Raw genomic sequence first — 13681 nt, forward strand, 5'->3', positions numbered from 1 at the left:
TCAGGCGATCATCAGCTCTTGGGCGTCCGGTACGCCGAGGGGCAGTAAAAAGATCGGCGACTATTTCCCAGTCTGCGTCGGAAAGTTCGTATCGCTTGGGCATGGCAGAATCCTTCGCCTAAAAGGCGAGAACTCTACGGAAAATCAGGCTTTCAGCGGCTCTGGTGGCGTTTCAAAGGTTTTCATACAGAGCCTAGAAGCCCATAGAGCCAAACAGCTTCAGATGGCGGCCAAACAATCAGCCTCAGAGCAAGACAACACGACAGAGGACAGAGCCGAGTTGATAGCAGGAACCATGCTGAAGGCCTTACAGGCATGGGGAGGACGAGCCGTTGAGTGCACTGCCTGCTACTTGCTCAGCCCACCTGATTCAAGGTTCTGCCTTTACTGCGATGCATCTACCAGCAAGGTAAACCCTGTAACGTTATCACCGGACATACCCTCCACAATTAATTTGCGAATGCGGTGTTCTGCAAAGCCAAATACGTCACTGAGAAACGCTCCCAGCCTCATTGTCCGACCATATTTCGATGAAACTGAAGAACACTAATTCTTATAGACATGGAAGCTGCACACGCACAGCATCAGGAACACACCGCCAAATATAAAGCAACGAACATCCTAAGAATGCTAAAGGAAAGGTTTAATCAACTTTTCTTTTTCGAGGCTCTCCCCCTGCCTGGAGCCTTTTTAGACTTAGCTGCCGCAGCTTTCTTCTTGACCAATTTTTCTGCAGCTTTCCTGGCGACATCTGCAAGATAAGCTGCAGACTCAGGAATATGCATTAATTTTACCTGAAAGCCATAAGAGGAGATTGACTTCCCATAATTCTGCAAAGTGACCTTACTAAAGAAAGGAATATCTAAATCCTCTGATGCAGGACCATCAACGATGGCGTATATAACATCATTACCACGCGCCTCAAATGGATTCGGGACAGAATTAATGTTTTGTCTTTTTAATTGCGAATTTACATCCCGAATAAAACCAGGCTCTCTGACCATAAGTGTCGACGCAACAAAGCCTTGAGCAAAAAGATGACTTAACGTGGATGATCCTCGCCCGCGCTTCACATGAATGAACTCACCTCTCCCATCGCCAATTTTAGGCTTATATATGTCGCAAACCTCAATCTTGTCGTAGCTACCACCGAACCTTATAAGTTTTCTGTCCAGCATCGCTAAAGCACCACCTGCCCGAGCGCATACATCTTCGTTATAGGAGCCTTCACCATCATGTTGATATTCGACAAAGGGAGCTTCAAATTTCTTTCTTGGAAGACTCGTAAAATACCCCTCAACAGCAGCTTGGAAAGAGCCCTCTACCTTAAACCAGCTACCAACATTCAAAATAAATAAGCCTAACTTATTCCTCACCTCAGCATACAAGCACCGGAAGGCACTAAAAGACAATGAGGGAGATCCATCAGATAGAACTAAAAAAATATCTCGTCGCTTAAGTGTTTCAAGCGTGGCATCGCTACGAAGGGTTGATAGAAATCTATCTAGATCAAGAACTGGATCAATCTCATCATCTTGAGCATTATTGCTATAGGCAAAGCCGGTAATCCCAGACCAGTCAATTATGTCTGGAATTGCAAGCCACATATTTTTCCTTTCCGTAGAATTTAGCGCCCCCCAAAGCTGGCCTTCGAGTGTAGAAATAAGATCTTTATCCTTGACAGGCAGCAGATTCTCAACCCAAGAGAACTCACTCGGATGCCCATCTTCACCTCGATCCAAATAGTCTTTTGAAGCAGATCGTTCCAAGGCAAGTTTAAGAAAACCACTTAGACCAGGAAGATCCGTTGGAATGGAGGCTTTAAAAGAGTCAATTCCCGCTATGACGCTCCCAAAAACCTCTAGATATTCACTTTTAGTGTGCCCAACTAACCCTCTGAGCAGGTCTTGCTCAGCATTGATCATATAGTCGGATACAGCTGCAGCTTTAACTGTCTGGGTACGACTTATTCTGGGAGATGCATCAAATGTCTGGCGATCAATTGACGCTATTTTTTCAGGCAAAACACTATTGAGAACTACCCGAATGCCAAAACGGTCTTCGATAAGCCTAGGCTCAATCAAGTGCCTACCATATCCAAATGCAATAGCAAATTGCCGACCAGACTGCTGCACTACCAAAATAGCAGAGATACTTTTGTTCTTCCACCTGGAAGTATTTACATCATCAGCAAGCCCTGACTGAACAAAGCTCAACCACTCAGGCGAGGTTTCCACCAATGGCTTACGCACAAATAGAGTACCGTTTATACCATCTGGACCGAGAGGAAACTTATCCGTTCCTATTTGCCTTGGCTTTCCACCCGATCCAATGGGACTGGCGATGAAGTCTTTTGGAGTCCAACACTGAACACCAGCAGGGGGCTCTTTAAGCAAATAAACATTCAGCGTAATTCTTTTTGGACTTTTATTATTTGCCATTGCCACTCCTAAGCACCAAGAAATCCATCAACCATGACTACTGAGAAAAAACCTGCCCCCTGACGCTACCATTCAATAGCAAACTCAGCAGCAGTTCTCCTCAAAAGGCCTGCACCAAAAAAATAGAAAAGCCAACGCATTTACTTTCAAGAATTAACTCAAAATTATAAAAAACACGTCAACTTGCATTCCAAATTAAAGCCGCGACCTCAAAGAGTAGCTTTTGCCGCTCTTCAAGCTCATTGGGACCAAACTCATCAAGCGCCCTAAATCCAAGTCCAGACTGCTTAGTAAAATCGCGAAAGTCCAATTTACTGTGGTAAGAGTCACTGCGCAGCGTCTCATTCCAATAAAGCGTATTGGCATACGACTTCAGCTTGTCCACATATAACTCATTACCGCTCGAAATATTATCCTTCCCCTTCATCAGCAACACACCGCCAAGCCGATTGCGTTCGGCCTCAAAGCGCTCTTCATCACCATCGAAAGCATCAAGACTTTCTGCATTGCGTGACAATATGTGTTCGATATGAAACCCAGTCTTGGCGCCTCTGAGGGTGACAAGATTCTGCAAGGGATGCTTCATTTTTAGCTTCATACCTTCGGCGAGAAATTGCTCTACCCTGCCAAAGAAAAATCGAGTGAAGCGAGTATTCAAGCGATCAATAGTCATATTGCGGAATAAGCTATAACTAAAGACGGATGAGACGGCAATCGCACGCTTCCTGGTAATTTCCTGCAAAAGATGTCTCTCGAACACCAGTGGGATCTGAGCCACTGGCTTTTCGCGGATCTCGGCGCTAATCTCAAACAACTTAACAGCAAACTCATTACTGTCGTAAGCGCCCTGCAGCTGCTGAAGCGAGAACATTCGATCAAGTTGTTCTGCTACCACACGAATCTTGGCGACTTCTTCCGGATCATTCACGGTGCAGGCCGACAAAATAAGCAGATACTGACTATCCAGCTCGTTCAGGCTGTTGAAGAAGACCGCTGGATACTGTTCATTCTCGTGCTGACTGGCATGCAGCAGTCGTACATACAGCTTCGTGTAGTACGAAAAATCCTCCTTGAGAAATTCTTTGACCTTGGCGGAATCATGCTCAAGCTGGAGAAGCTGATTGATATCACTCTTGAACATTTCTCTGTGGTAGTCGCCATCAAAGCGCTGTCCAGTCTTTCGGCTATCGGAGAACTTGCTCTTCAACCAGTAACGGAAAAAACTGTCGATTTCATCTTCCCGATAGGCGTTCACCGCCCTGACGTGCGTATCCCAGACCTCGTTATAATTACCAGAGTCAAGCTCAAGCTTGTCGATCTGCCCCAGGAGCTTTCCTTTCAATATCTCGTAAGGCTTGAGTCGTACACCACGGTCATTGATGACCTCGAACACCATCGGTACATGGGTAGAATCGACGGACAGATTGATGAGCACCAGGCGGTAAAGGAAGTAGTGAACGAAGGTCTCGAACTTGTGTTTGCTGTTCAAACGGGTAGATAGCTCCGCCGCGATTACCGAGAAGTTCCTCAGCATATTGGCAGCCGTCAAGCCTGTAGATCTATCTACAGCCTCGGGAGCGACACCATCCATCAGGGCCTTGAGAACATGGATATGACGGACGTGGTTCATCCAAAACTCGTATTCCACCCCCGAATAGCCGGCGATTTTGCGCTCCAACCAACCAGAGGTCTTCGACTCGAGGACCTTGGCCATCCGAAACAGCTGAACCAGAAAAAGCGTCAGGGTTGTCAGGCGCTGCTGGCCGTCAACTACAAACACCTTGCCCTGTACGGTGTTGGTGACATAGGTGTTGAGGTAGTACCAGGGATACCGGGCGTTGATACTCTCCGAGTTCGGCTCCAGAGCCGAGTGCTTGGAATAGGCTTCATCGAACTGGTAGAAGACATCGTCAATCAGACGCCGTACGGGCTCCTCCGTCCACTTGTAGTCCCGCTGATAGAAATCGATGTAGTAAACCGTCGATGCAAAGGTACGATCCAGGTTCTGCTTGTCCGGCTGAATATCCATATCAAAAACGACTCGAAGAATTGATCCCGACTGCGGAGCTGGCTACTTGACCAGCTCCATCAGCTTCCCATACCCATCCACCACGTCGTACCTAACCTGCTCCGATGTAATCTTGGCGAAAAATTTCCGCGCACAGGCGATCTTAGAGGCCTCAATGGCACGCAGATCCAGGGTAGACATGGAGCCTTTGGTTTCCGCAATGAAGTAGATGTGCTTCACCTTGCCCTCCTGGAAGGCAATGGCCCAGTCCGGGTTGTAGTTACCAACCGGGGTCGGGATGAAGAAGCTCTTCGGCAGCTTGGCGTACACCACCACTTCAGTGCTGGCATCCAACTGCTCGACGAACTTGCGCTCGTTCGTCGAGTCGGTGAACACGTAGTCGTAGATGTGGCGCTTGGCCTCGAAGGCGTTGCTGAAGTCGTCTTTCGGCTTATCGGCCGTGAAGATGTCCGAGCTGTGAGTCTCAGCCACCGGGTCGTAGGCAATGTGCTCGACGATGGCCGTGGCCTTCTGCTCATTGATCAGCGTGGCGGCCCTGGCGATGAAGTCTTCAGGGTTGGTTCTATACTGGCTGAACACGGCAGCATTCAGGCCCTGCAGGATGCGTGCGATGGTACGGCGCGTCAGCTGGGTGGCCTCGGCCAGGTTGCCAAGTAGGTCGTACTTCACCGCCGAATGCACAGAGTTGGTGTAAGTCTCGGTGGCCGTCTGCGCCAGCTTGAAAGCCTCACCCCGCTTCAGCTCTTCGAAGCTGGCATGCTCCTTCTGCGTGCCGCGCTCGATGATGTACTGCATGGGTTTTACCCGCAGCCCCTCATCCCTGTCGTTCAGAGCGGTAATGCATTTGTCGACCAGCTCGTCAGCCTCGAAGTTGACGGTGTACGCGGCCTTGCGATTGATCTTGTTCCACAGGGCCTGGAACTCCTGGCGCTCGAAGTTGGCGTTGAGGGGATTGACCTTGGTCTTGCGGCCGTCGCCAATGTGCGGCAGCTGCGCCTCGCTGAACACGCTGTCGATCAGCTGAAACACCTGCTGGGCATAGGGCTTCAGCTCATCAGGCAGCTCGGCCAGCTGCTCATCCTTCTTCGCGGCGTGGTAGGCAAGCGTGATCTGATCGTTGTCGTCGGTGTAATCGTTCTTCAGCAGATACTTGTAGATCTGCTTGGCCATTTGCGGCGTGACTTCCACGTCGCCGCTTAGGGTCTGCAGAACCTTGCCAGTGAAGTACTTCTCGTTGGCCTCACGCGGCCTGGCCGATAGCGACTCGCTGATGTCCCTTTGCAAAGCGCCGACGAACTCCCTGTAGCTCTCGCTGGCCACCACAGTCAGTTCGTTGATGTCATGAACGGTCGCAGGGTAATCCATTCGGTCGCCGTTTTGGTTGACCGAAAGGCGCAGCCCCCGGCCGACTTCCTGGCGGCGGGAAATAGTGTTGTCGCTGTGCTTGAGCGTGCAGATGACGAAGACGTTGGGGTTATCCCATCCTTCGCGCAGGGCCGAGTGGGAGAAGATGAAGCGCACCGGCTCGTCGAAGGACAGCAGACGCTCCTTGTCCTTGAGAATCAGGTCGTAGGCATCCACGTCATCGGTTTCGGTCGACTTCTTGCTGGTGGCCGGGTCGACCAGGCGCTTGCTCTTCTTGTCGATGGAGAAATAGCCGTTGTGGGTCTGGCTAACCAGAATTCCTTTCAGGTAACGGTTGTACGGCGTGTCCTCCAGGCTCAGCACCTCATTGAGGTAAGCGTTGTATTCCTCCTCAAAGACCTTCGCATACTCGCCCGGCTGCTCTCCGTTTTCGTCGTATTGACGGTATTTGGCCACCTCGTCGATGAAGAACAGCGTCAGCACCTTGATGCCCTTACTGAATAGCATCATCTCCTTCTCGAAGTGCGCCTTTACCGCCTCGCGGATCTGGATGCGGCGCATGGCTGGCTCGTCCAGGTTGCCCACTGCTTCACCGGCGACCAGCTCCACGCCATTGGTAAAACTCAGCGTATCGATCCGCGCATCGATCTCGGCGACCACATAGCCCTTGTACTGATCCAGACCACCGGACAGGTCGTAGAGGTTGTCGTTGCGACCAAGCTTGCGCATGACACGCTTGATACCGCTGTTCTGCTTGATCTCCATCTCCACCCGGGCCGCCGGGGCCTTGCTGGTGGAGACATCGATGCCCTGCAGGAACAAATAGGCATTGGTGCCAGGCAGGTTTTTCACCGTGATGCCGCGCACGTCGATCTTCTTTACCAGCTTCTGGTTGTAAGCGTCGAGCGCATCCAGACGGTGGATCTTGTTGTACTCGGTCTTGTGGGTGGCCGAGTAACGCACGATAAACAGCGGGTTGAACTCGCTAAAGGACTCGAGGGTTTTGGCCCCTTCCATCTTCTGCGGCTCATCGAGGAACAGGATCGGGCGGTTGGCCTTGATCACGTCGATGGGGCGGCGCGACTGGAAGTCATCCAGCTCCTCGTAGATCCGCCGCTGATCGGCACCGCGGGCGGCAAACGCCTGAACATTGATCACCATGACGTTAATGCCAGCGTCCGAGGAAAAGCTTTCCAAATTGTGCAGCTGCTTGGAGTTGTATATGAAGAAGCGCGCCTTCTTACCGTAACGCTCCAGGAAGTGTTCTGCGGTGATCTGCAACGACTTGTAGACCCCCTCGCGGATGGCGATGCTGGGCACCACGACAATGAACTTGCTCCAGCCGTAGCGCTTGTTCAGCTCGAACATGCTGCGGATGTAGCAGTAGGTCTTCCCGGTACCGGTCTCCATCTCGATATCGAGGTTGATCGAGCAACCGGTTTTCTTGTCGTTTACCAACGCAGCCGACAGCGGCAGGTTCTGCCGACGCTGCACCGCCTGCAGATTGGTCAGCAGTTGATCCTGCGTCAGGGCCAGCTCTGCATTGCGGAAACCGGCATCTACAGGTGTGATGGACGGCTGCAGCCCCATACCTACCAGAGAGCCCTGCTGCGGCGCCAACGGCGCAACGCCGACGCCGGGGTCGATGCGATAGCTCACGCCCGACGACTTGGGTTGACCGGCAAAACAGTCGGCGAGGGACTCCACGGCGTGGAGCTGGTAGGCCTGCTCCTTGAATTTCAGCTTCATGGCAGGCCCCTTACAGCGTCTTGATTTCGGTCATCGGCGACAGCAGCTTGAACAGCTGCTCGACGTTGATCTTCACGCTGTCACTGGCAAAGCCGTTGTCGCGGAATACCACGCGCAGCGGCTTATGCTCGGCAATCTGTTTGACAAAAGTCTCATCGATGCCCTTATCGAAACAGGCCACAAGGGCGTTGCCATCGACGAAGAACACCTTCTTATCGGCGATGGCCTCCTGGCTGATTGGCAGCGCCAGATCCACACCCCAGTCCAACAGCACCTGAAACAGCAAGTCTTCAGGAGTGCAATCTTCGCGAACACAGTCGATCTGGCCGGACAGGAGGTCCTGGTTGACAGCATCGGGGGTGTAGTAAACATCCTTCATGTTGGAGGAACCAATTTTGAGTGCTCTGAAGCCAACATCAACGCCCTTACCAACGCACCCAGCATCCTCAGCAATCGTCGCACCAGCTTGACGAATTCGCTGACGCGAAATTTCCGCAATGGACTTATATCCTGCCTTCGCAGCTTCAGACTTGGGATCAGGTACCTCGTCAAGCTGAACCATGATGAACCGCCGGTTTCCGCCATCCTCTGCATTGGCCTGCAGGACTGCATGCGCAGTAGTTCCTGAGCCCGCGAAGAAGTCCAAAATGATTCCGTTCCGATTATTGTTTGCCCAACGAATCAGCTGCTTAATAAGCCGAACCGGCTTCTTGCCGTTAGAAAAAACCATTCCACCTTCTTTAGCGACGTTTCCCATGTCTTGGTGGAAGCCCTTCCATAGATCTCCCCGGATAACGGTCCGTCCAAACCTTGGCTTGTAGTCATCTGACATTCGGTAGTTTAGAGACAACGGCATCAGGGATTGCAAATTACCATTTCCCAGAGTCGTGAGAAGATAGGTTCGGTGATCCACCTCAAAAGGTTCCCAGCGCCCGACTGGCGTAGACCTTCCAGCGGCTGACACCGGCGCCCTATCAACACGCGCGATTCTCTGGAGATTTGAATCGATGAATGTCTTAGCTGCTTCTGAGACTGAAAGCAGCTTGTCCAAGTTATTGATGCTAAATTTTCCACGCTCTAATAAACCGTAGCGACGGATCTCCGCCCCAACTACATTGTCAGACAGTAGCATCTCCGCGAGAGTACCCAAAGAACCATCATCACTCAGCCAGACAGAATAATGAGTGTCATAAGAATCCACACCGTCTAGCAGAGGCTTGTGCGACACTTTATCAAACTCTTCGGACTTCCTGTAAATGTGAATAAACTCAACATTTTTCACAATAGTCCCTTGCTGAGCATTTACTGTCTTCGGACCAGACGTAGTCGAGAGCTCAACAGCAATGGTATCAATGAAGTTCTGCTCGCCAAAAACCTCATCAAGGATTCGCTTTAAGTTTGCCGACTCACTATCGTCAATTGAGACAAATATAACTCCGTCCTCCGACAGCAAATTCCTAGCCAACTTTAGCCGTGGATAGATCATACTAAGCCAGTCAGAGTGGAAGCGCCCGTTGCTCTCACCATTCAAAACCAACCTAATTCCTTCGTTATTCTTTTGATTCGAACGAACAAGGTAATCATTTGCATCCTCGGAAAAATTGTCGTCATAAATAAAATCGCTTCCCGTGTTATACGGCGGATCTATGTATATCAACTTTATTTTTCCGAGGTACGCCTCTTGTAGCAGTTTCAGCGCCTCTAAGTTGTCCCCTTCAATAAACAGATTCTGCGTGGCATCAAAGTCCACGCTTTCCTTTCTGCAGGGATGGAGCGCTTTGGCAATAGGCGCATTGGCGGCCAGCAACGCCTCTCTCTTACCCGGCCAGCTCAGCTGGTAACGCTCTTGAGGCCCTTCAACAATCTGCTCAGAGAGCTCTTGGCGCAGCAGGTCGAAATCAATACTTTTCTTCAGCCCTCCCTTGCCATCAGCCGCCTCGGTCACGCAACCAGGAAAAAGTTGGGCTAGCTTTTCAATATTCATCTCAGTCAGATTTGGCGAATGCATTTTCAGTTTGTCCACGGGACGTCCTGTAGATCTCAAGTAGTTGTTCACCAACTGGGGCTTATACACTCAGTTGATCAATTTCATTTTTCAGCTCCCGCAACTGGGCATTAAGTGCCACCTTGCGGTTGAACTGCTTTTCCTTCTTCAAGCGAGCTTCCAGCTTGTTGTACTCGCTCTGCCGGCCACGCAGCCGAGTTAGACGCTCCAACTGCTCGAGCAAGCTCTCGCCGACTCGGGCGGCTTGAGGTAGCAGGCTGCGCAGCAGCTGTTCGTAAAGCCCTTGTAGATCCAGCGCCACGGGCAAAGACTGTCGTTCAACTGTATCCGCCAGCCAGGGACCAGCGAGATAATTATCGAGTACCCACTTGCCCGCCTCGGCCTGGCTGGGTCGCTTGAAAGCAGCAACCATGCACGTCTGCTGGTCTCGATGCAGCTGAAAAATGATCGGCAGCGGAATGGCTCGATCAATCGCACGCAAGACGTCGTCGTCCAGCTCCGTTCCTTTGAGCTCGATGTCGAAAACCTGAATCTCCGGCACCTCCGGCCGCGCCGACAGGTTAAGGGTCTCCGGCGCCAGTTTGTAGGCCCAGGTTATTTGCTCGATCTGAGCGACAAACTTGTCACGCATCGCGCTGCCGATCTGGCCGTGCTCATAAATCTTGGATTTCGGCACCGGACGGCCAACTCTGGCCTGACCGGGAAACGCGAATAAGACCGGCTTGGGCTGGGTCATGCCACATCCTGAATGACGATGAAGGTGATCAGCTCGAAGTCATCCAGTCCGGCAATGGTATCCACTAAGGCTGTGGTCTTACCGCCACTAAACAAGCTGTCGATGTCCTTCTCTTCCTTCACTTCGATCATCGAGTGAATGGCCTGATCCAGCAGGTTGGAATGAGCCTGCATATTGCGGCCATCGTCGGTGACCTGATTGAAGCGCTGGTAGGCCTCTCTGATCGGTTGGCTCTCTCCCTTGCAGGCGATGCGGGCCAGATCGAGCAATCGCTTGGCCTCGCTGTAGTCACTGATCACCTGACCCTGGTTGTCGATGTAGATCAGATAGTGGGGATAGAGGCGGTTCTGCTGGTTAATGTCGACGCCATGGTTGCGGTTCCGCAGGGTGAAGATCACGCCCGGCAGCAAACCCAGTTCCGGCTGTGCCGGCACCACCGCGTGCATGCCGTTGGGCAGATGGCTCAGTTCACCGTGCTGCTTGATGTAGTTGAGCAGATCCATGCGAAAGTCGTTGAGGCCAAGGTCGGTGATGGAGACACCAGTCTTCAAGTCCTCCATCTCGATCACTTCATCCTGCAGGCGGCGCAGCTGTTCCTTGCGGTAAGCCACGTCGTTGGCCTGAGCATTGAGCACGTTGTCGTCGCCGGTCGCAGTGACGTCGGCGATCATCATGCGGTTTTCTACCCGTTCCTTAAGATTGATGTATTCGTCCAGGCTGATATCCGGCCAGTAGTTGACCAACTGAATGCTGCTGTTCTGCGAGCCGATCCGATCCACCCGGCCAAAGCGCTGAATGATCCGTACCGGGTTCCAGTGGATGTCGTAGTTGATCAGGTAATCGCAATCCTGCAGGTTCTGGCCCTCGGAGATGCAATCCGTGCCGATCAGAATGTCGATCTCGCGCGGCTCATCCGGGTAGATCGCAGCCTTCTCCTTGGAGCGTGGCGAGAACAGGGTCAGCAAGCCCTGGAAGTCATAGCTCTGCCGGCTACCCGGGATGTTGCCAAGGGTAGACTTTGGCGCATCGCTGCCGGTGACTTTGCCGGTGTGCACCTGGTAGCTGCGTTGCAGGTAGTCAGCCAGGTTGTCGTACAGGTAGTTCGCGGTATCGGCGAAGGCGGTGAAGATCAGCACCTTCTTGTTGCCGGGGTTGATTGGAGAGGCAATCTTGCTGGCGATCTGGGTTTTCAGGTGCTGCAACTTGGCATCGTCAGCTGGGGTAACCTTGGACATTTCGCCCAACAGCTCGTCGATGAACAGCAGATCGGCCTGTAGATCCTGCTCCCATGAGGGCAGGTCCATATCCTCCAGACTGATCTGAATTTTTTTGCCAATGCTGATGTCACTTGGCATCGGCCAGCTGTCCTCATCGAAGTCAGCCTCTTCAAAAGCCGCAGTGATGTCGGCAAACCCTGTTGACTGGCCGGTTTTGTTGAACTGGGCAATCTTTTCCAGGGCGCTGCGATGGCTGGCCTGCAGACTTTGCAGGGTCAGGCGGAAAGCTTCCACCGAGCTTTCCAGACGCTTGAGCAAATTGGTGGTCATCAACGCCTGCAGGCTCTTCTCCCGGTCAACCTGCTTGAGCTTGCCTCGCCCACCTTCCACCTGGGTGTCGTACTGCTCCTCGTACTTCTTCAGCCGGCTGGGCAGGATGTAGCTCACCGGCGCATACACGGCGAGCTTGAGCAAAGACAGGTGATTGAAAATCTCGTTGAAGCCAATGACATCGTCGCGCTGGGTCAGCGGGCAATGGAAGGACATCGGCTTGCGACGCTCCGGGAAGCGGCCAATGTCAGCGGTGTTGTAAAAGGTTTCGATGTGCCGGCGCGAACGAGCAATGGTCACGCTGTCCAGCAGCTCGAAGAAGTCGAAGTCCAAGGTGTTGAGAATGGCCGCCGCAGTGCGTTTTTCTGGTGGTAGATTGGCCCACGCATTGAACGCCGCCTGAGCGCGGCGAAATATGCTGTCGATGTCTTTCTCGGTACGCAGCTTGTCATTGAGGTTGTCGCTGTCACCCTCGTAAGCCAAAGCCAGCTGGTTTCGCAAATCGCTGAAACGGTTATTAACCGGAGTCGCCGAGAGCATCAGCACCTTGGTCTTCACCCCCTGACGGATGACTTGGTTCATCAGGCGCTGGTAACGGGTTTCCTTGTCCTTATAGAGGTCGTTATTGCGGAAGTTGTGCGACTCATCGATCACCACCAGGTCATAGTTGCCCCAGTTAACCCGATCCAGCGGCATACCCAGCGAGGTGCCACGGCTGCGGCTCAGGTCGGTGTGACACAGCACGTCGTAGGCAAAGCGATCCTTGGCGAGGATGTTGGTCTTGAGGTTCTGGTTGTAGGTCAGCCAGTTGTCGGCCAGCTTCTTCGGACAGAGCACCAGAACGGATTTGTTGCGCAGCTCGTAGTACTTAATCACCGCCAACGCGGTGAAGGTCTTGCCCAAGCCCACGCTGTCGGCAAGGATGCAACCGCTGTAGGTTTCCAGCTTGTTGATCAGGCCGGTGGCCGCGTCGCGCTGGAAGTTGAACAGCTTGTTCCAGATCACCGTGTCCTGATAGCCGGTACGGTCGTTGGGCAGCACGTCCTCGCTCACATCCTCCAAGAACTCGCGGAAGATGTTGGAGAGCATCAGGAAGTAGATGCGCTCGGGGGCGTTCTCCTGATACACCGAGGCAATGTGATCACAGAGCCGGGCGGTGACGTCTTCAAGCTTTTCCTGGTCGTTCCAGATCTGCTCGAACAAGTTGAGGAACATGCCCGTATGAGCTGGCTCATCGAAGCGGGTGACGATGTTGGAAAGCGCGTTACCCTTCTGGTAGCCCAAGTCGACCGCCGTGAACCCTTGCACCGGCATGTAGACGGACTCTGAGCTTGGCGCACGCACCCCGATGAACGGCTGCATGGGTGCCTGGCCACGGTTGGAGCGGAAAGTAGCCTTGCGACGGATCCAGTCGGCACACTCCCTGGCAATGGCTTTCTGGGTAAGCTTGTTCTTCAGTTGGATCTCGAACTCGCTTCCGGTCAGACTGCGCTCACGCTCGGTCTTGGGTATGTGGAACTCGCGCTGCTCCTTCTTCAGCTTGTCCGTCGCCTCGTTGGGCACGAAGGTAGGCGAGGTGAAGATGAACTCCAGGGAGTCGATGCTCTCCAGTTCTCGCTTGAGCGCCACGTAAGCGTATATAGAGAAGCAGGACGCAGCGATCTTCAACTTTGCGCCCGGCTTGAGCGTACCTTTGAGACTCTCACCTAGCAGCGAATTGATGTTGTCGATCAGTTCCATGATGCCGTCGCCTTCTGCTTGCTAATCGGAGCCGACATCCGCCCTCGTCCAGGCACGCGAATACCACTC

At 52.7% G+C, this 13681-nt stretch carries 7 protein-coding genes; all 7 read right to left on the reverse strand.

What is annotated here, in order from left to right; all coding sequences use genetic code 11:
• A partial coding sequence (locus NJF35_RS12750) for a transposase (RefSeq protein ID WP_410896958.1) occupies positions 1-103 on the reverse strand: 103 nt, incomplete at its 3' end.
• A 544-nt stretch (positions 104-647) separates the two neighbouring features.
• A complete protein-coding gene (locus NJF35_RS12755; protein ID WP_253091140.1) occupies positions 648-2441 on the reverse strand; it encodes a TIGR04141 family sporadically distributed protein in 1794 nt (597 codons plus the stop codon).
• Positions 2442-2619: 178 nt separating this feature from the next.
• Positions 2620-4470 carry a DUF262 domain-containing protein gene (locus tag NJF35_RS12760; RefSeq protein WP_253091141.1) on the reverse strand — a complete coding sequence of 617 codons (1851 nt, stop codon included), beginning with the start codon at positions 4468-4470 and terminating at the stop codon, positions 2620-2622.
• A 42-nt stretch (positions 4471-4512) separates the two neighbouring features.
• A complete protein-coding gene (locus NJF35_RS12765) occupies positions 4513-7584 on the reverse strand; it encodes a type III restriction-modification system endonuclease (protein ID WP_253091142.1) in 3072 nt (1023 codons plus the stop codon).
• Positions 7585-7594: 10 nt separating this feature from the next.
• The gene (locus NJF35_RS12770; RefSeq protein ID WP_253091143.1) at positions 7595-9607 is read right to left on the reverse strand and encodes a site-specific DNA-methyltransferase; all 2013 of its coding nucleotides are present in this window, start codon (positions 9605-9607) and stop codon (positions 7595-7597) included.
• Positions 9608-9650: 43 nt separating this feature from the next.
• Entirely contained in the window at positions 9651-10325 is a 675-nt protein-coding gene (locus tag NJF35_RS12775; RefSeq protein WP_253091144.1) for a DUF4391 domain-containing protein, read from the reverse strand.
• Positions 10322-13612 carry a helicase-related protein gene (locus NJF35_RS12780; protein WP_253091145.1) on the reverse strand — a complete coding sequence of 1097 codons (3291 nt, stop codon included), beginning with the start codon at positions 13610-13612 and terminating at the stop codon, positions 10322-10324. Before NJF35_RS12780 ends, NJF35_RS12775 begins: the two co-directional genes overlap by 4 nt.
• Positions 13613-13681: the final 69 nt, after the last annotated feature.

This window comes from Pseudomonas guariconensis (genome assembly GCF_024127895.1).
Lineage (GTDB): Bacteria > Pseudomonadota > Gammaproteobacteria > Pseudomonadales > Pseudomonadaceae > Aquipseudomonas > Aquipseudomonas guariconensis_B.